This window comes from Vagococcus elongatus, assembly GCF_003987645.1.
Classification (GTDB): domain Bacteria; phylum Bacillota; class Bacilli; order Lactobacillales; family Vagococcaceae; genus Vagococcus_A; species Vagococcus_A elongatus.
Window position 1 is genome coordinate 154,322 of the sequence record NZ_NGKA01000002.1, and the last position, 20,354, is coordinate 174,675.

The 20,354-nt window shown below is 39.0% G+C and carries 17 protein-coding genes; 6 read left to right on the forward strand and 11 right to left on the reverse strand.

Annotated features, from left to right (window positions below):
* The first annotated feature begins 161 nt into the window (after window positions 1–161).
* Together CBF29_RS02105 and pgmB are read left to right on the forward strand one after the other, a co-directional pair.
* The gene (locus CBF29_RS02105) at window positions 162–2,798 is read left to right on the forward strand and encodes a glycoside hydrolase family 65 protein (RefSeq protein ID WP_126806783.1); all 2,637 of its coding nucleotides are present in this window, start codon (window positions 162–164) and stop codon (window positions 2,796–2,798) included.
* A gap of 12 nt (window positions 2,799–2,810) precedes the next feature.
* Complete coding sequence (gene pgmB / locus CBF29_RS02110) at window positions 2,811–3,482, forward strand: beta-phosphoglucomutase (RefSeq protein WP_126806785.1); 672 nt, start codon at window positions 2,811–2,813, stop codon at window positions 3,480–3,482.
* Window positions 3,483–3,520: 38 nt separating this feature from the next.
* Here the strand turns inward: pgmB and treR are convergent, their stop codons facing one another.
* From treR to CBF29_RS02135, 5 genes are all read right to left on the reverse strand, one after another.
* Window positions 3,521–4,237 (reverse strand): trehalose operon repressor, encoded by a 717-nt coding sequence (gene treR / locus CBF29_RS02115; RefSeq protein WP_126806787.1) that lies wholly within the window; start codon window positions 4,235–4,237, stop codon window positions 3,521–3,523.
* 559 nt (window positions 4,238–4,796) lie between these two features.
* On the reverse strand, window positions 4,797–5,726 hold the full coding sequence (locus CBF29_RS02120; protein WP_126806790.1) for an ROK family protein: 930 nt from the start codon (window positions 5,724–5,726) through the stop codon (window positions 4,797–4,799).
* A 27-nt stretch (window positions 5,727–5,753) separates the two neighbouring features.
* Complete coding sequence (locus CBF29_RS02125; protein WP_126806792.1) at window positions 5,754–6,503, reverse strand: AAC(3) family N-acetyltransferase; 750 nt, start codon at window positions 6,501–6,503, stop codon at window positions 5,754–5,756.
* A gap of 240 nt (window positions 6,504–6,743) precedes the next feature.
* Window positions 6,744–8,018, reverse strand: a complete 1,275-nt coding sequence (locus CBF29_RS02130; protein ID WP_126806794.1) for a PTS sugar transporter subunit IIC — start codon at window positions 8,016–8,018, stop codon at window positions 6,744–6,746.
* 18 nt (window positions 8,019–8,036) lie between these two features.
* Window positions 8,037–8,654: a hypothetical protein gene (locus CBF29_RS02135; protein WP_126807090.1), complete on the reverse strand. Its 618-nt coding sequence runs from the start codon at window positions 8,652–8,654 to the stop codon at window positions 8,037–8,039.
* A gap of 63 nt (window positions 8,655–8,717) precedes the next feature.
* Here CBF29_RS02135 and CBF29_RS02140 point away from each other — a divergent pair, with 63 nt between their 5' ends.
* Window positions 8,718–9,443 carry a MurR/RpiR family transcriptional regulator gene (locus CBF29_RS02140; protein ID WP_126806796.1) on the forward strand — a complete coding sequence of 242 codons (726 nt, stop codon included), beginning with the start codon at window positions 8,718–8,720 and terminating at the stop codon, window positions 9,441–9,443.
* 190 nt (window positions 9,444–9,633) lie between these two features.
* Here the strand turns inward: CBF29_RS02140 and groL are convergent, their stop codons facing one another.
* From groL to CBF29_RS02155, 3 genes are all read right to left on the reverse strand, one after another.
* Entirely contained in the window at window positions 9,634–11,262 is a 1,629-nt protein-coding gene (groL, locus tag CBF29_RS02145; RefSeq protein WP_126806798.1) for a chaperonin GroEL, read from the reverse strand.
* 24 nt (window positions 11,263–11,286) lie between these two features.
* Entirely contained in the window at window positions 11,287–11,571 is a 285-nt protein-coding gene (gene groES / locus CBF29_RS02150; RefSeq protein ID WP_126806800.1) for a co-chaperone GroES, read from the reverse strand.
* Between the two features lie 196 nt (window positions 11,572–11,767).
* The gene (locus CBF29_RS02155; RefSeq protein ID WP_126806802.1) at window positions 11,768–12,400 is read right to left on the reverse strand and encodes a redox-sensing transcriptional repressor Rex; all 633 of its coding nucleotides are present in this window, start codon (window positions 12,398–12,400) and stop codon (window positions 11,768–11,770) included.
* Between the two features lie 182 nt (window positions 12,401–12,582).
* Between CBF29_RS02155 and abc-f the strand changes: the two genes are divergently transcribed.
* Window positions 12,583–14,535, forward strand: a complete 1,953-nt coding sequence (gene abc-f, locus CBF29_RS02160) for a ribosomal protection-like ABC-F family protein (RefSeq protein WP_126806804.1) — start codon at window positions 12,583–12,585, stop codon at window positions 14,533–14,535.
* 133 nt (window positions 14,536–14,668) lie between these two features.
* On the opposite strand, the gene CBF29_RS02165 is transcribed toward abc-f, so the two are convergent.
* From CBF29_RS02165 to CBF29_RS02175, 3 genes are all read right to left on the reverse strand, one after another.
* The gene (locus CBF29_RS02165; protein WP_126806806.1) at window positions 14,669–15,619 is read right to left on the reverse strand and encodes a DHH family phosphoesterase; all 951 of its coding nucleotides are present in this window, start codon (window positions 15,617–15,619) and stop codon (window positions 14,669–14,671) included.
* Between the two features lie 16 nt (window positions 15,620–15,635).
* Window positions 15,636–16,955: a DRTGG domain-containing protein gene (locus CBF29_RS02170; RefSeq protein ID WP_126806808.1), complete on the reverse strand. Its 1,320-nt coding sequence runs from the start codon at window positions 16,953–16,955 to the stop codon at window positions 15,636–15,638.
* A 171-nt stretch (window positions 16,956–17,126) separates the two neighbouring features.
* Window positions 17,127–18,803, reverse strand: coding sequence for a ribonuclease J (locus CBF29_RS02175; RefSeq protein WP_126806810.1), 1,677 nt, complete (start codon window positions 18,801–18,803; stop codon window positions 17,127–17,129).
* Window positions 18,804–19,139: 336 nt separating this feature from the next.
* Here CBF29_RS02175 and CBF29_RS02180 point away from each other — a divergent pair, with 336 nt between their 5' ends.
* Window positions 19,140–19,598, forward strand: coding sequence for an S-ribosylhomocysteine lyase (locus CBF29_RS02180; RefSeq protein ID WP_126806812.1), 459 nt, complete (start codon window positions 19,140–19,142; stop codon window positions 19,596–19,598).
* A gap of 78 nt (window positions 19,599–19,676) precedes the next feature.
* Window positions 19,677–20,291: a sugar O-acetyltransferase gene (locus tag CBF29_RS02185; protein WP_126806814.1), complete on the forward strand. Its 615-nt coding sequence runs from the start codon at window positions 19,677–19,679 to the stop codon at window positions 20,289–20,291.
* Window positions 20,292–20,354: the final 63 nt, after the last annotated feature.

Sequence of the window (20,354 nt, forward strand, 5' to 3'; positions counted from 1 at the left end):
GAGCGATTTTATTTCTAAAAAGTAAATTAAATAGATGTTTTTTTACAAATCTTACTAATAAATCTATTTTAAAGGTTGTTCAAAGGCTATATTTAGTCCTTGCAGTTAATATCTAAATGGTTTATAATTCATCATGTATATACAAGATCGGAGGAAAAAGAATGGTTTTTAAAATATATGTTGAAGAAAATGAATGCAAAGTTTTCGTGAATGATAATGAATCCTTTGTTAACAAGGTTAATTGTTTGGATGATTTGCTTGCTTTGGAAAAAAAACTTTCGGAATATGGGTTAACTGGCGGATTAATTTTTAGCGATGACGAGATAGTCGTTTCAGATAAAAGTGGTTTGTACGAGTTATCTGATTGGTTAACCGAACGACTGAACATTCCCTTCACTTACAGCACTCTGGATGAGTACGAACAAAATGTTGAAGCGATGAAATGGAACATTAATTATCATGGTTTTGAACCAGGCAAGAATGAATATTCTTCCGAATCTCTCCTAACAGTAGGAAATGGTTTTATCGGTCTTAGAGGCACAACACCAGAAATGGAAATATCGGCGGAAACCTATCCGGCTACTTATCTCGCAAGTTTATACAATACAGCTGTTTCGAATATTAATGGAAGAGATATCTCTAATGAGGACTTCGTGAATGCTCCGAATATGCAAAAAATGTATCTACTGATTGATAATGAAAAAGTAGATTTTACCCATTGTACTATCCATTATTTCAAACGAAATCTTAATTTGAAACATGGGTTGTTTCAAGCTTGGTATGAATTAGAAACAAACCATGGCAAGCGCATTAAATTTGAATTTAAAAAATTTGTCAGTATGTATGAAAAAAACCAATACAATTTAAACTATTCTTTCACACCTGTTAATTTTTCTGGCGAGGTAAAATTGGTCATTGGTTCAGATGGGGATGTTTACAATTATAATGTCGAAAGATACAGAAGCCTTACCAACCGGCACTTGGATGAAATAGACTATTTAGTAGATGAAAAACGAGTCATCTTAACTGCTAAAACTAACCAATCAAAAATTACAATTCGACAAAGTTCCTCGATTGATAGCAATTCGATAGACTTATCAAATCTTATTATTGAAAAAAACAAAAAAGATGTGAAACAAATCGTTTTATTCCACGTCGAGCAAGGAGCGAATTATCAAATTGAGCGTGTAATAAATGTTGAAAAGTTTAATCAGGATGAGGAAATTCCTACTAAATCTTTGAAAGATGTAACGTTCAAAAACTTTGAAGCTAGTTTGAGGCATTCAGCTAAGGAATGGGATAAATTATGGCATCAGGCAGCAATCAAAGTCGAAGGGGATTTCATGTCTCAGAAATTACTCAATTTGCATACGTACCATCTATTAGTTTCTGCATCTCCCAATGGCAACAAAGGTAGTGATGCCTCTGTCACAGCTAGAGGATTACATGGCGAAGCCTATCGAGGACATATTTTTTGGGATGAACTGTTCATTCTTCCCTTTTATATTATCCATTTTCCAGAAACCGCAAGAGAGTTATTGATGTACAGGTATCGCAGACTTGAGGCCGCAAAAATAGATGCGAAAAAAGACGGACATAAAGGAGCTATGTTCCCTTGGCAATCTGGTTTGAATGGAAGTGAACAATCACAAGAGCTTCATTTGAATCCGATCAGCGGGGAATGGAAAGAAGATCATAGTCGTTTACAAAGACATGTCTCTTTAGCAATTGCCTACAACGTTTGGCTATATTGGAACAGCACAAAAGATATGACTTTCATGAACCAGTATGGACTAGAACTACTGCTGGAAATCGCTCATTTTTGGGAAAGTTTAGCAAAATGGGACGAGTCCGAGCAACGATACTTCATCGAAGGTGTTATGGGACCAGATGAATTTCACGAAAGTTATCCTTGGTCTGAAAAAGGCGGACTCAAAAATAATGCTTATACAAATATGATGGTTGTTTGGCTATTTGAAGAAATCGCAAAACTACGGCAAGAGATGAATCAACAGATTTTCTCAGAAGTCCAGACAAAAGTTCAAATGGACCAAGCTACTTTTGATAGAATGGCAAAAATCCAACACTTATTAGGATTGGAAATCAATAGTTCCGGAATCATCGCCCAGTATCAAGACTATTTTAAATTAAAAGAAATCGACTGGAAGCACTACAAAAATAAATATGACAATATCTACCGGATGGATAGGATTTTAAACGCTGAAGGAAAGAATGCAGATGATTATCAAGTGGCAAAACAAGCTGACAGTCTGATGATTTTCTATAACCTTTCGAAAAAACAAGTAGACAAAATTTTGAAGGATATGAACTACAGTTTACCTGAGGATTATATTGAGAAAAATCTTGATTACTATTTAAAGAGAACCTCCCACGGATCTACTTTGTCACGAATCGTACATGCACAGCTTGCAGCAATGATCAACGAAAAAGAGATGGCGTGGAATTTGTATAAAGAAGCACTATATTCTGATTATCGCGATATCCAAGGCGGAACAACCGCTGAAGGCATTCACGCCGGTGTAATGGCTGCAACTTTATTTATTCCGCTGACTACTTTTGCTGGTTTAGATATTCGAAAAGATCTATTGAGCTTTGCACCTGATTTACCAAACCATTGGAAATCCATCGAATTCTCTATAATAATCAGATCAGTCACATACAAAATTAGGGTAACTCATGAAAAAATTGTCATTGTCGCAGACACGAAAACAACAATTGAAGTAAATAACCAACAAGTTGAACTTGAACAAGGAAAAGAAAAAAGCATAGTCTATTAGGAGGAGCAAAATTTGAAGGGATTTATTTTTGATTTAGACGGTGTTATCACAGATACAGCAAAGTACCATTATGAGGCATGGAGAAACTTGGGAGAAAAATTAGGTATTACAGTTGACGAGAAATTCAATGAACAGTTAAAAGGCATCAGCCGAATGGATTCTTTAGATAGGATTCTGGCTTTGGGCAATAAAGAAAACGAATACTCCCTTTATGAAAAAAAACAACTAGCTGCTGAAAAGAATGCTTATTATTTAAATCTTTTACAAGGACTTGGCCCTGATGATTTATTGTCTGGAGTAAAAGAATTCTTGATGGCCGCACAAGAAAGAAATATTCCTTGTGCCATTGCCTCTGCTTCAAAAAATGCACCGCTTATTTTGGAAAAATTGGATGTCAATGATTATTTCGAAGCTATCGTTGATCCAGCCTCTCTAGCAAAAGGCAAGCCCCATCCTGAGATTTTTATCCGAGCCGCTCAATTAATTGGGATTGAAGCAACGGAAGCTATCGGGTTCGAAGATGCGCAGGCGGGGGTTGATGGCATCAAAGCTTGTGGTATGTTTGCCGTAGGGATTGAAGTAGATGAACCATTAATTGGAGTGGATATTTCCGTCAATAGTTTTTGTGATTTAGACATCGACAAACTATTGGAAATTCAACGAAACAGGCATACAGCACAATGAACTTAAAAAGAGCTTTAGAGAAATCTTCTCTAAAGCCCTTAAACTTTTCTTCTCCGGGCAAAATCAACAAAGCGGAATTTATCTAACCGGTGTATGGATTCTGTGTATTCAAAACAGCTTGTGTCAGCGAGATAGACTAGACTTTTAACTGTTACAACATGATTATCATCTAACGTCAATTCGAGAAGGTCTCGAACTTCTTTTGTGACGTTTTCAACAGTGATTTCTTTTTGCGCGTATGAAATTTCAAGTCCCAAGTCTATTTCCAAAAAGTCGTATAGGGATTGAGAGACTTTCTTTTCAGGTAAAACCGGAACAATGTTTGCGTCCAAATAGTCAATATCGATAATAGCTGGTTCGCCATTAATTGTTCTAGTCCTTACAAGTTTCCAAGCTTCTGAAGCAACCGGCCACCCTGTTTTTTCACTTAGAGTTGGCGATACAGCCACCTTTTTTATTTCAATAACTTTTGTCACGCTATCAATTTTTTGGCTGTCTTTCAATTCTTTGAAACTGGTAAGACCAGAAATCGGAAAATCAAAACGATTCAAATCTAAAACGATGGAACCTTTACCTTGTTTTTTTTGAATCAAACCTGTATTAATCAAGAGGTTTAATGCTTTTCTTATGGTCTCTCTAGAAACGTTATACATTTCTGATAATTGTTTTTCGCTAGGAAGCAACGTATTTGATGGGTATTCACCACTTAGGATTTTCTTTTCCAAATCAGCATAGATTTCTTTGAATTTATTCATTGATAGAGCTCCTTTTAAATATTATCGTGATAAAGCCTGTGTTTGCATCAAAATTTATGTGTAGTCGGAAAAGTCCGTCCCGCTTCCTAAGTTAAAACATTCACTCTAGCTGTATCTTGGATTTTTTCGAATTCGTTGTAAATACGTGCTAAAAAAGTTTGACCGTCTTTATTAGATTTTAAATTGGCAAATTAAGTTAGTGGCAGCTGCTCTTGTAAGTCGCTCAAAAATATTTCGGCGAACGTTTGATAGTTCAACGATATTTTGAGGATACGCCTACTTCTTCGAATAGCTGTCTGATTTAAAACTGATTGACCTCATCGTTAATTGTTCAGATGGTACCTGTCAATCGTTTAATAATTTCAGCAGGTTCAACGCCAAGAAGAATATATAATTTAATCATTATGATTTCGGCTAAGGTAAGATGTTGATAAGCCATTCATGGACGCTTCTTTATTTTTCTTGATTGGAAACACAATTTAAGTGTACCACAAATGGCTTTTTGTTTTTTTAACCTGATTTTATCATCCACAAATATAAAAGTTTAAAGAATTTCTTCCTAATCTACCAGCTGTTTCACCAAATAAACGGCACCAATCATCCCTGCATCATTTTTTAATTTTGCCTGTTTGATTTCTCCAATCGTTTTGCCAAGCAAAAAGGAAATGCTGCCATGACGTTTTGCTAATTCCAGCGTTTTTTCCTGCAAACCTGTCATAAATACTTCATTAGCGCTGATCCCACCGCCAATCAAAATAACTTCGGGATCAAATGCACTGAGCAAGCTTAACAAACCTGACGCTAACTCTTCATAATATCTCGCCAAAATTTGTCCTGCCAAAGGTTCACCATCTTCCGCACGTTGGAAAATTTCTTTAGCGCCTAAAGTCTCTTCAGTCTCAGGGTGTTCTTTTTTCCTTGCAGCGTTATATAAACGACTAAGTCCACCTACAACCGCTCCTCGTAAATTAAGAGATGAATGTTCTATATTTCCGGCTGTCGGCAGTTCATTGATCATCATGTAGCCGAATTCGCCTGCCATACCATGTGCTCCGCGGTAGACTTCTCCATTGATAACAATACCTCCGCCCACGCCTGTTCCCAACACCATGCATAGGTAATTATCAATTCCTTGAGCGGCTCCTAACCACTTCTCAGCAATCGCCGCAGCATTAGCATCATTTTCCACCGCAGTCGGCAATCCGGTCCGTTGTTCTATTTCCTCTTTCAGATTCGTCTCATACAATGGCCGAATCGCTCCTGCCGTTGTCATAAAACCATCTTTTTGAATAATTCCCGGAGCACTCACCCCGATTCCTTTGATGTCAGGGTATTGCTGTTGATATTTTTTAGTAATATTAGCTAAATCCTGAAGCAAAGATTCTTTTTCGTGATTGGTGCTGATCATTGCTTTCTCAATAATTTCGCCTTGTTCATTCAGCACGCCATATTTAATAGATGTGCCACCAATATCAAAACCTATATACATTTTTCTTCCTCTTTCATTTATAAATTTTTACAGTTTATCTACAAAATAATGACTATCCTCTTGATATTTTACCAAAGCTTTTTCCCAAACCGCCTTAGCATTCATCACGCAACAAGTACCTTGCAGAACCTTGCCGCATTGATAATCCTCTTTTGCTAAAATATCCAACACCCGATCATAGCGCTGCTCATAACCGGAAAAATCATGGCGCAAAACATTCATCGTCATGACTTTATTATCCGGCAATCTGATTTCATAGTCAAAATTGCCGCGAAATAAATAATCAGGGAGAATCATCTCCTCTACCCCGTGAAGACTAGTATTCCTTGCTAAAGGAGCGCCCAACATTACTATTTTACCTTCCCGCCGATAAACTTCTCTAAAGGGAGAATTAGGGCCGACTGGGGAAAAATCCTTAAAGTGATGTTTAGTGATCTCTTCGGCATCTTTTCCCCACGCTGTCACACTATGTGTGGGATGAACACTGCGGAAAACGCCCTCTGACAATCTCATAAACTCAGGTAAGACACCTATACAAGATGGTGTGTTTTCAAGATCGAATATTCGATTCTCAACACTAACATTTTCATAACTCAACGCAGGCAGCAGCAATGTGCCATTTTTTACCGTTTCTTTCAGTGCTTCAATGACTGCTGCCGGTCCTCCTTTGATGGTTCCTGTTCCTTGCAAAGCGTTGTAAGAAGAGTGAACGATGATCGTATCCTCCGCCTCTATACCTAATGCTCGTAAATCCTCAATGATTCTGCTTGCTTCCATTGTATTTGCTCCTCGATTACTCATTTTTGTCTGATATTTCTTGTTAAGAAGAGTGTATCTTTTTTTCCCTCTGTCTGCAAATGGAAAAACACCCCTTGATACTAACAATAAGCTATTCTTCCAAGAATCTGACAATTATCTAAACGCTTTAAATTTTTCCCGGATTGCTTTGCAAAACAAAAAGATGAAACAATGATACGTTTCATCTTTTTGTTTAAACTATCAATCATACGAAATACTCTAGGCATTTTTTTCATACACTTTGAAGAACGGGTAATAAATGACCGTGTTAAGTGCCACTAGCACAAAAGTAAAGACCACATTTCTCCAATCTAATGAAGATAAATACGCCTGTGCAAAAAATGGTGTAAACGAAGGGTCGACCAAATAACCCATGGAAATAATTCCCAGCACCTGTGCGTAATACGTTAAAAGCAAATTAACAATCGGTGATATTAAAAAGGGGATTGCCAACACTGGGTTGAACACTAAAGGCACGCCAAAAATCATCGGCTCGTTGATTCCGCAAATTGCAGGAATCGCTGAAAGTTTTCCTAAAGCTTTGATTTGTTCTTTTTTACTGCGCAACATCAACACTAATAATCCTAGAGTGCCTCCTGCACCTCCCATGACGGCAATACGGAACATTTGCAGATTCATCGGATGTATCGCCTGTTTTCCAGCTTCTACTAATTCTGTATTCAATCCTGTATTAGTGATGCCCAATGTGAAAACGATGGGGAAAATAATAGACGGACCGTTAATACCTAATAGCCACAAAACATTGGCAAAGGTGATAATAGCAATATAGCCCCACAAACTGTTAGCGATTGATACTGCCGGTGTCAGAACATCCATCAAAAGTGCCGGAACAATTTTTCCTGTGGCACTAAAAATAATAATACTCAAACCATAAAAAATAATGATATTAACAATCAACGGCAAAAGTGAATTAACAAAGGAGGTAATCGCCGGCGGCACAGTGTCAGGCATTTTGATTTGAAATTTCGGGTTTTCAAACAAACGGCTCACTTCCACGACCAGTAACGACAGTATGATTGCCATAAATAAACCATTTGTTCCTAAATATTCCTTGTTGATATGTCCGTCCACTAATGTTACGGAAGTCATCATAAACACGACCACAGCGATAAAACCATTTGTCTCTTTATTCATTTGATAAATGCCGGCTAAAGAAGAACCTATCCCAAACGCCGCAATCAATGAAAAAATCCCCATGGTCATTTCGTAAGGCAAAGTAATGATATCGTAGTTAGCTATGGCAAACTCCTTCCAGCTTGCTAGAAACCTCATCAGCACATTAGCAGTTTGGGGATGATAAAGTTCCATATTGATTGGAGGATTGGCAATAATCAAAAACAGCGACCCTACAACGATAAACGGCAATCCAAACATCATCCCCGAGGATATTGCTTTTAAATGTCTTTGATTACCAAATTTATTTCCAATCGGACTTAGAATACTGTCTAACTTTTCTAATAAACCACTATTCATTTTAAACTCCTCCAATTATTATACTTGATACTGATTGAACGGAAAATTACTTTCTGCCACATCAGCCGGATCATATTTTTCTAAAATTTTCTCATATTCTTCTTTATAGCCGTTATCTACTTCTAGTTGCGGTACCACTTTACTTGCTTCATGTAAAAAGTGGAATGAGTCCCGGCCCATTTCCTGCCCTCTGACCGTATGTTTATCTAAGGCATAATCTGGAATCTCTGGCACATATCCCATCGCAAAACTTTTAATCACGATGTTTTTAAGCAAATCTGTGGAACGGTCTTTTACAGACTCCGTTAAAATCCGAATGGCATGGAACACATACATGACCCGATCAGACTCATTATAAGAAAATTCTTGGCGCATTTGATTTAAATTATTCAAATAAATCGATGCTTCCAAATTACCAAAACCGATATCCTCTACTGAAATCGCCAGCAGTCTGCGCCATAACTTTTCTTCAAAGTGAGGCCCAGTGATGTATAATTCATAGGCAAATTCACAAGCTTCCTTTGTCAACCCTCTGCGGATAGACTTCTGCAAAGCAGAAATAACCTCATCTGCTTGTAAATCGTTACGAGTTTTTGCCTTCGCCCATGGATCATTAATAAATTTTTTTGTCATGATGTTCCCTCTTTCCATTGTTTCTAATTTTGATATAATAAATAAAACACGACAGGATGTGATTTTGTGAACCTAGAGACCCTTCACCATAAATTCGAATTTACCCCGACAGAAAAAATAATCTTGGCGTTTTTAAACGACCATCAGTCTTCTCTGTCTAATTTGACCATACGTGAAGCAGCTCAGCAGTGTTACACTTCTCCTTCAACGATTATCAAGTTAGCCAAAAAAATGAATTTATCCGGTTATAGCGAGCTGATTTATAAAATAAAAGAAAATTCACTGGCTGACGGCATTGAAGAAAATCAACACACAACAGACAGCTTTCGTGTCGCTCCCATCACCGAGAGTCAGCAAAAAGCATTCAATACCATTTTAGAAAATTATCGGCAAAAACCCATAATGCTGATAGCTTCGGGTTTCTCCCAAATCCTAGTTGAATACATCAACGAGGCCCTACTCCTCAACGGTATTCGCAGTATTAAGAATACTCATTTAGAACTGCTTCATCCTGAACGAAAAGACGATGTTCTTTTGATTATTGTTTCAGAGTCAGGCGAGACTACCCGTGTTAAGGAGCTGGCCGCAATGGCTCGAAAAAATGATTTTACCCTTATCAGTTTTACCGGAAATCCGCTTTCAACTGTACATAAAAGTTCAACGCTTGCGATTACCACGAATACATTCAAGGGCTTTCAAGAAGATCGTTACGAACCGAAGTATTTTTACGGAAGTGTTTTAATATTATTTGAAACTTTATTGAGCAACTATCTCAAATCAGTTCCTTTATAAATATTTATATCATAAAGAACCACGCCAAAGTTGCCATCTGTCGATTAAGAAACAAATTACTCTTATTTCAAAATTTGTTTACCACAAAAAAAGACAACTACTTTTCTTTCAGTAGTTGTCTTTTTTCCTGTGTCTCTTAGCTTACAAGTTTTTTGTAAGTTTCAGTTTATATTTTACTGTGGACTGTTTCTTACATCATACCCATCATATTAGGGTCCATACCTGGCGCTCCGCCTGCTGGAGCTTCAGGTGCTGGTTTGTCAGCAATCACAGCTTCTGTTGTCAAGATAAGTGATGCAACACTTGCTGCATTTTGAAGGGCAGAACGTGTGACTTTTGTAGGGTCCACGATACCAGCTTCAATCATGTTGACCCACTCGCCTGTGGCAGCGTTGAATCCTGTTCCCGGTTCAACGTTCTTCATCTTATCAACAATCACTGAACCTTCTACACCTGCATTGTCTGCGATTTGACGAACTGGTTCTTCCAAAGCACGCAAGACGATGTTCACACCTGTCAATTCGTCTCCTTCTGCTTCTACAGCCGCTACTTTATCAATAACATTGACCAAAGCTGTTCCTCCGCCAGAAACAATACCTTCTTCTACTGCCGCACGAGTCGCATTTAAAGCATCTTCAATACGCAGTTTCAATTCTTTCAATTCTGTTTCAGTTGCTGCACCGACTTTGATTACAGCCACACCGCCTGAAAGTTTTGCTAAACGTTCTTGCAGTTTTTCACGGTCAAAATCAGAAGTTGTGTCCGCTACTTGAGAGCGGATCAAAGCTACGCGCTCTGCAATTGCATCGGTAGTGCCGCCGCCTTCAACGATAGTTGTGTTGTCTTTGTCTACCACGACTTTTTTCGCAGTTCCCAGAGACTCTATCTTAGTATCTTTCAATTCTAAACCTAAATCTTCAGTGATAACTGTACCGCCTGTCAAGATAGCAATATCTTCTAGCATTGCTTTACGACGATCACCAAATCCCGGTGCTTTGACTGCTGCTACATTAAATGTTCCGCGGATTTTATTTAACACTAGTGTTGGCAATGCTTCGCCGTCCACATCATCAGCAATAATCAACAACGGTTTGCCTTCTTGTAAAATTTGCTCTAGCAATGGCAAAATATCTTGAATGTTAGATATTTTTTTGTCTGTGATCAAAATATAAGGATCATCCAACACTGCTTCCATCTTATCATTATCAGTTACCATGTATTGAGACAAGTAGCCGCGGTCAAACTGCATACCTTCTACCACATCAAGCTCAGTTTCGATTCCCTTTGATTCTTCAATGGTGATGACACCGTCGTTGCCGACTTTTTCCATTGCATCCGAAACGTACTCGCCGATTGTTTCAGAACCAGAAGAGACTGCCGCTACTTGAGCGATGGATTCTTTTGTTTCTACTTGTTTAGAAATGTCATACAAAGCTTCTACAGCCGCTTTTGTTGCTAATTCAATTCCGCGACGAATTCCTACAGGGTTAGCGCCAGCTGTAACGTTTTTCAAGCCTTCGCGAACGATAGCACTTGTTAAAACTGTGGCTGTCGTTGTTCCGTCTCCAGCAATATCATTTGTTTTAGAAGCAACTTCAGATACTAATTGTGCTCCCATATTCTCAAAATGGTCTTCCAATTCGATTTCTTTAGCGATTGTCACACCATCATTGGTAATCAAAGGTGAACCAAATGATTTTTCTAAGACCACATTACGACCTTTTGGCCCTAAGGTTACTTTTACCACATCTGCAAGAGAGTCAATCCCTCTTACCATTGCTTCACGCGCATCTCTGCTGAATTTTATATCTTTTGCCATTTCTTCTACGCTTCCTTTCGAGTTTTATTCTACAACTGCAATAATATCTTTTTCATGAACGATCAGGTATTCTTCACCTGCGTGAGTAATCTCTGAACCTGAATATTTTTCAAATATGACTTGGTCGCCGACTTTAACTGACATCGGTAATTTTTCTCCATTGTCTAATGTACGACCGTCACCAATAGCCAGCACTTTCCCGACTTGTGGTTTTTCTTTAGCAGCTGAGGTCAAGACCAAACCTCCTGCTGTTACTTCTTCTTCTTGAGCTACGTCAATAATGACACGATCTCCTAATGGTTTTAACAACTTAAATCCCTCCATCAATTTTTCTTTTTTAGCACTCTTAAACTTCAAGTGCTAACTCACATTTATTATGATACTCATTCTTGAAGATTTTTGCAAGTATTATCCTACGTTTCAGCAAAAAATCACACAAAGAAAAAACTCTTCTTGTCATAAGAAGAGTTTCAAGTCGTGTATCAGCAAGCCTTTGACCTGCTTTCTAATCAGTATAATGATTTAAAAAATAAATCAAGGTCTGCAGTTCATTCGTCAAGTCGATACTTTGAACATGAACATTACTTGGAGTGTTCAAACGCACACGGGTAAAATTCATGATGCCCCGAATTCCTGCCTCATATAATTTATTAGCAACATCTTGCGCATTTTCTGAAGGAATCGTTAAAATTGCCACTTCAATCTGCTGCTGCCTGATTTGTTCTGCCATATCGTCCATCGGATAAACAGGAATACCATCCACGATCCGACCGACCAAATCTTCCTTTACATCAAAAGCCGCACTGATACGAATGTTGTTATTCTGATGAAAGCCGTACTTGAGCAACGCACTTCCCAGATTTCCGACCCCAATCAACGCCACGTTGGTTAGACGGTCTTCCGTCAACATGCGTCCAAAAAAATCCAGCAGACTTTCGACGTCGTAACCATACCCACGTTTGCCTAATTCTCCAAAGTAGGAAAAATCACGCCGAATAGTTGCACTGTCTACCTTCACTGCCTCACTAAGCTCCGTTGAGGATATCTTAGTTTTCCCTGAATCAAACAAAACTTTCAAATAACGATAATATAAAGGCAACCTTTTAGCTGTCGCCCTTGGAATCGGTTTATTTTTCATACTCCATTTATTCCTTTCTAACATTGGCTTGTTCTATTACTCACATTAACATAATAACAATAAATCTTTACTTTGTGCAATTTTTCTGACTGAAAACTACTTACTTTGAAGCTTTTTTCATTTCTCAATCCCATTCGTGATATGATAGACTTACTTTATCATGTTTTTAGGAGAAAACCGTTATGATTTTATTACAAGGAAACAATATTGCTCGTTTCTTCGGAGCTGACATTTTATTTCAACACATTCAAATCGAAGTCAAAGATAATAGTCGGATTGGCCTGGTCGGAAGAAATGGTGCCGGCAAGTCCACCTTATTAAAAATTTTAGCAAATATCGAGTCCCCCGATGAAGGTCAGGTAACTAAAATACGCGGGCTGACCCTTGGCTATCTGGCGCAAAATACTGGATTCACCTCTGAAAAGACTATCTGGGAAGCGATGCGAGACTCTTTTGCTCATCTTATCCAGATGGAAGAGAACATCAGACAATTAGAACTTGATATCAGCCGCCATACTTCAGATCACGATTCCGCTGAGTTTCAAAAAAAATTAAAAGAGTATGACCAGCTGCAGCATGATTTCCAGCTGCAAAATGGTTATATGTATGAAACAGAAATCAAAACCGTTTTGAATGGTTTTAAATTTGACGAAAGTTATTATCAGCGTGAAGTCAACAGTCTGTCTGGGGGACAAAAAACTCGTTTAGCATTGGCTAAATTATTACTGGAACGTCCTCAACTGCTGATTCTTGATGAACCAACGAATCACTTGGATATCGACACTCTTTCATGGCTGGAAAATTATTTACAAAATTATCGTGGGGCCTTGCTCATCGTTTCTCACGACCGCTATTTTTTAGATAAAATCATTACAGAAGTTTATGAATTAAGTCGCAGTCAGATGACTTACTACAAAGGAAACTACACAAAATATCTTGATATCAAAGAACAGCGTTTGATGTCAGAATGGAAAGCTTACGAAAAACAGCAAGAACAAATCCATAAATTAGAAGATTTTGTGGCACGAAATATCGTCAGAGCAAGTACAACCAAGCGAGCACAAAGCAGGCGTAAACAGCTGGAGAAAATGGATAGACTAGAAAAACCAGCCGGAGATGAAAAATCTGCACATTTTAACTTTGCAATCGAAAAACAATCAGGTAATAACGTCTTACAGGTCGAAAAGGCAGCCATTGGTTACGATGGTCAAGTGTTGGCAAAGCCTATTGAATTAAATATTCGCAGACAAGAGGCGATTGCTCTCGTTGGACCAAATGGTATCGGCAAATCAACTTTGCTAAAATCCATCATAAAGGAACAACCGCTTATCGAAGGGCAGATTTCTACCGGAACGAATGTTATGACCGGTTACTACGATCAGGAGCAAAGCAACTTACGCTCCAACAAAACAGTGCTGCATGAATTATGGGACGAACATCCCACCACACCAGAAAAAGATATTCGTTCTATTTTAGGAAGCTTTCTTTTTTCCGGGGACGATGTCAGCAAGACTGTACCTTTTTTAAGCGGCGGAGAAAAAGCACGATTAGCCTTAGCTAAATTATCCATGGAAAAATATAATTTTCTGATATTGGACGAGCCTACAAACCATCTGGATATTGACAGCAAAGAAGTATTAGAAAATGCTTTGATTGAATTTGAAGGGACTATTTTGTTCGTTTCCCACGACCGCTATTTTATCAACCGTATTGCTACCAAGGTCGTAGAATTATCCGAAAAAGGTTCCCAAGAATTTTTAGGAGATTATGACTATTATGTAGCAAAAAAAGCAGAGCTGGAAGAATTGGCTCGCTTGAAAGCGGAGGAAATCAGCGGGGCTCAGGGAACGGCAGGCACACATACACAAACTAATAATCAAAAAGAATTTTATCGCTCCAAAGAAATACAAAAAGAAATCAGGAAGCTTGAGCGGCAAGTCCGCAGTGCGGAAGAACAGTTGGAAACAATCGAAAAAGAAATCGAAAATATTCATCAGCGTATGACCGCGCCCGAGGTTCTTTCCGACCATGTTGAATTAGCTAATCTTCAAAAAAAAGTTGACGAACTGGAAGAAAAGCAAATGATGGTAATGGGAGCGTGGGAAGAAAGCAGTACTAAACTTGAGGAAGTATAATCTTAAAAACCGGTAGAATGGTTCAGACCATTCTACCGGTTTTTTATAATTTTGTCTTTTGACGTTTCTCAAATCTTATAGAAGGGACAGATTAAAGTTTAATCTGATTTTGAACATCTAAAAGATATCATTTCTAAGATTGTTTGCTTTTCGCAACCAACTTCCGCATCTTTTGGTAAATCACATCCACCTCTGCCAAATCTCTGGCTGAAGCCCCGCTTGCCAAAGGATGACCGCCGCCGTGATGTTCTCTGGCAAGTCCATTGATTGTGGGACCCTTAGACCGCAACCTGACACGGTAAAAGCCTTTTTCCTGTTCCACAAACAACGCCCACATTACAACCTTGTCGATATTTCCAGGGACAGGAATCAATCCTGCAGTATCTCCATCAGCAACATTATATTTTTCCAGTAAGCTATAAGGCAGGATCACTCGTGCAACACCGTTGTCATCACATTCAATATTTTCCAGCATGTAGCCCATTAATCTAGCTACTTTCCAAGGAATTTCCGAAATTTGGCGATTGATTAATGCAGCATCAAATGCATACTTTCTTAATTCAGAAGCTACTTTTAAGGTGTGACTGGTGGTTGAAGGATATAAAAATCTCCCTGTGTCACCTACGATACCTGCATATAAAAGTCTAGCAGCCTCGTCGGTCATGACTAACTCATCGGAAAAAAACCTATAAAAGTCATAAATTATCTCACTGCAGCTGCTTGCTTCAGTGAAAACCCACATGATATCCCCATAAGGCTCATCGTTTGGATGATGATCTATTTTAATCAACAATTCCCCTAAGCCATAACGTTTATCGGAAATTCTCGGTGCATTGGCTGTATCTGTGACAATGACCAATGCTCCCTGATAGATTTCATCAGCAATACTGTCCATTTGTCCCATATACTTCAAGGACTCCTCTTCATCTCCGACACAATAAATAGTTTTTTCCGGAAAAGACGCACGCAAGATTGCTGCTAATCCCAACTGAGAACCTAAAGCATCTGGATCCGGCCGTTCATGTCGGTGGATGATCAGTGTTTCATATGCTTTTATTTTCTCCAAAATTTCCCTTTGAATCATTTTCCTGCCTACTTTCCTATGATTTGCCCATTAGTTGACAAACGACGATAGCTTTCGCAACAATCGTGTTGTCTAGTTTAACTTCTACATCCAGTTTTGCTGATCTACGTCCAATTTCTAAAATTTTGGGCACAATCTCAATCTGGCTTTCTATTTGAATAACTTTAAAATAGTATAAGGATACTTGTTCAATAACGATATTTCTTTTTTCCTGTGTATGCATCATGCGTCTGACCGAGCTGGTGATGATCTCGCTCAATACGCCGTAAGACAATGTGCCAATATTATCCACCATCTGCGGTGAAATCACAACACTTAAAATAAAATGACTTTTGTCTTCAGGATGCACCTCAATGATTGATTCCGAGATTTGATCGGGGATCGTATTTGCCACTTGCGGCTGACGTTGTGCCATCTGCATAGCTCGCATAACATCTCTCCGTGATATAATACCAATCAATGTCAAATCATCTTCAACCACTGGCATCATTTCCAATCCATCCCAAATCATTAAATGCCCCACACTGGCTACGCTCATATGCAGTTTGGCATTATTAGTTTCTTTAGTCATTACTTTTTCGATGCCTTGTTTTGCCTGGCGCCCGATTACATCTTTAGAGGTTACGATGCCCAAGACCCGCATATTTTTATTTACCACTGGAAAACGAGAATGCCCGGTTTCAAGCGATTTTTTTTCATAATCTGCAACGGTATCCGTGTGGTACAAGTAGTCAGTCAAACTCAATTTTGTATAAATATCGCCCACCAGCAATATTTCTTTACGTATCATTTGATCGCTAATGGCCCGATTGATTAAACTCGCCACAGTAAATGTATCGTAAGAGGTTCCCAGCACCGGCATTTTTACTTCGTCAGCCAATTCCTTCGTTTCTTCTGAAATCGAGAACCCCCCTGTCACCAACACCGCAGCTTCTCTTCTCAGCGCCAATTCTTGAACTTCTTTCCTATTCCCCACAATCATGAGAGAGCCTGATGAGATATAAGGTTCCATTGCCTCAGGCGTCATGGCTCCAATGATAAATTTTACCAAAGGTTTGTCCAGACCTTCGCTTCCCCCCAAAACAGTGCCTTCAATGATTTTGACCAACTCATTAAACGTCAGTTTTTCAATCGTTCCCTGATTCTTTTGTTCAATGCGAATCGTACCGACACGCTCGATTGTAGAAACTAACCCATCATTTTCTGCCGCCTTGATCGCTCGATAGGCTGTCCCTTCACTGACATTCAAATCTTTAGCGATACCTCGAACAGAAATCCGCTCCCCCACCGGCAAACTTTCAACATAAGCTAAAATCTGATCATGCTTGGTACTCATAGCCTTCCTCCTTTTTTCTCCCTTAACTTTCATAGTCATATATATATTGCGACGTTAATAGTTTATTTTATCTGATGAAAAAAGTATAACAGTTTTCATCTAAGTGTACCACAACAGTTTATTAAAAATAAATAAAAAAAGCTTATACAAAAGTGTATAAGCTTAGGTGTTCTATGGACGTCTTCTCTGACTTGACTCCATGATGACCGGCAAAATTACAGGTCGGCGTTTGGTTTGTTCAAACAGGTAACGGCTCAACTCGTCCCGTATGCTCTGTTTCAGTTTGCTCCATTCAAAATCATTGTCAATTAAATTTTCTTCAACAATTTTTTCGACGATTTTAGCACTTTCTGACAACAATTCCCGACTTTCACGGACGTAAACAAATCCTCTGGAAGTTATTTGCGGTTTTGAAACAATCTTTCTAGTTTTCCGATTGATCGTGGTGACTGCGATAAATACACCGTCTTCTGATAAGACACGGCGATCTCGCAGAACGATATTGCCAATGTCTCCCACGCCAATACCATCGACCATAATATTTTGTGCTTCTACTGTTCCCGCCATGTGCATCCGTTGTCCGTCAAATTCTAAGATATCACCGCGCCCAGTGAGGAAGATATTTTTATAAGGTATCCCCACTTCATGAGCCAAGTCGGCATGAGCTGCCAAAGTCCGATACTCTCCTTGAATAGGGATGAAATATTTCGGCTTCATCAGATTCAGCATCAACTGCAATTCATCAGGACTGGCGTGACCAGAAACTTTAATATTATCCGAAATCGTGCGGACAGTTCCGCCTGCCCGGTAGACCATATCCTCGGTTTTTGCCATCTCCGTTTCCATAGCTGTGGACGGAGTTGTCGTAATATAAACTAGATCCCCTTCGCCGATTGCTAGTCCCCGACCGCGACCGGAAGCCATCCGTTGCAAAGACTTGATTGGCTCTCCCATCCGTCCGGTTTCTAAAATCAGTAATTCTTCTGGAGCATATTTTTTCACATCGTGATACTTAATAATCAAATCTTTACTTGGCAGTCTCAACTTGTTCATTCGGATAGCAACATCGATGATGTCGTTTAAGTCACGACCTGTCAACAGTACTTTCCGATGGGAACGATGGGCAGCATCCAGAATTTGCTGAATTCTTTGGATATTACTGGCCACAGCAGCAACGATAATACGCCCTTCCCAATAACGCAGTGTATCATAAACTTCTTCAGCGATTTTCTTTTCAGACGCTATCGGCGCCGGTTTTTCCGCACTGGAAGAATCGCTTAACAAAGCAAAGACACCTTGTTTGCCGATTTCTGCAAGTCTAGAAAAATCTGTTTGATACATTGGAATGGCACTGTGGTCAAACTTAAAGTCGCCAGTATAAACGATATTTCCTTCTGTACTGCTTAACACAATCCCAACAGAATCAGGAATCGTATGTGTCGTCCGGAAAAAACTGACAGTACTTTTCGAAAAATCAATCTCAGTAAACTCATCCACCACATGGAAATCGTTAAATTCTTTTGATGCCGGATAATCAGTGGTATAAAGTTTAGCCAGTTCGACCGTCAACTGTGTCCCAAAGACGGGTATGCTGATTTCTTCCAATAAATACGGCAGTGCACCTACCCCATCTGCATGTCCGTGGGTCAGAAAAACTCCCATAATCTTCTCTTTATTTTCTTTTAAATAAGAAAAATCCGGTATGACCGCATCGATACCTAATAAATCATTTTCTGGATACTGTAATCCGCAGTCCAGAATGTAAATCTCGTCCTCTACTTCGACCACGTACATGTTTTTTCCGTTTTCACGTACACCGCCGAAGGGGATGATTTTTATTGAACTCAAATTCTTCACCTCTTCAAATATTAATAAACTTTAATATGCATAAGAAAAAAACGTTAAACTAACGAAGGAAAAAGCAATTTACAAAAAAATAATTTCCGTTACCTGAAATTAATTTTCGCAAAAGCTTTTTACCAGTTCATTGAATCCTTCATCTTTCTTTCCAAATCTTTCATTGCCAGCCCTAAAATTTATCTATTACATTTTAACATACTCTTGTAAAAATAGCTTGTCTTTCCGACTGGTTAAATTTTTGACCGTAAATCCTAGATTGACAGTGTTTTTTAGTCTTGCTATAGTGAACTCATCTTAAAAACTAGAAAGTGGGAAAGTAAACACATGGCACAAGTAGAAAGTTTTTTGTTAGACCATCATAAAGTTATCGCACCTTACGTTCGTTTAGCCGGTACTGAGACTCAGGAAGGCGTGAAGATTCAAAAATACGATTTGCGTTTCCTGCAGCCGAATACCGATGCTCTTCCGACCGCAGCGGTCCATTCGTTTGAGCATCTGCTGGCAACTTGGATGCGTGATGAATTGACCGGAATCATAGATATCTCTCCGATGGGTTGCCGGACTGGCTTTTACATGATTATGTGGGGCGAGCACGAGATCACAGATATCCGCAACGCTTTAAAAACAGTTCTTGAAAAAATCATCACGGCGACAACCATTCCTGCTGTGACAGCAAAAGAATGCGGAAACTATAAAGATCATTCATTGTTTGCTGCCCAAGAGTACGCAAAAATTATTTTGGCACAGGGGATAAGTCTAGACCCTTTCGAGCGTGTCTTATAAGATTGACAGACTAAAAAAATAGCTTCGCTAATGGGGAAGCAACTGAGAACTTTACAATAACTTTAAGGAGTTTCTTTTATGACAATTGAGGAAGTAAAAGCGCTGATAAACAGCGGTGCACCTTATGATGATGCCGGCGCAGAAGTAGCAAAGCTGAGAAATATCGCGATCAAAGAATGCCGGCGATATAATTTTTTGGTGAATTCAGAAAACCGGTATGATCTAGCTATTTTAAAAAACATACTAAACGATGTGGGTACAGATGTTTATATCGAACCAAATTTTTTCTGCGAGTTTGGTTTTAATATCTCCATTGGCCATCACGTTTATATTAATCATGATATGGTGATTCTTGACTGCAATAAAGTGACCATCGGGGATAATGTCTACATCGGTCCAAAAGTGGGATTATACGGTGCCAATCATGCTGAGGATCCGATAGAACGGACGGAGTTAAATATTGTTTACTCCAAACCTATCCATATCGGCGACAAAGTCTGGTTGGGAGGCGGTACTAGTGTTCTTCAAGGTGTCTCTATCGGCGAGAACAGTATTATTGGTGCAGGGAGCGTGGTGACCAAAGACATCCCGGCAAATGTCATCGCTGCCGGAAATCCGTGTAAAGTTATCCGTCCAATAAAAAAAGCAGACCAAAAACAGCACCAAATAAAAATAAACCTCGCTTTAAAATAAACTTTAAGCCTGTGGGCTAGTGCTTCAACCAACACTAGCCCACAGGCTTATTTTAAAAATTAA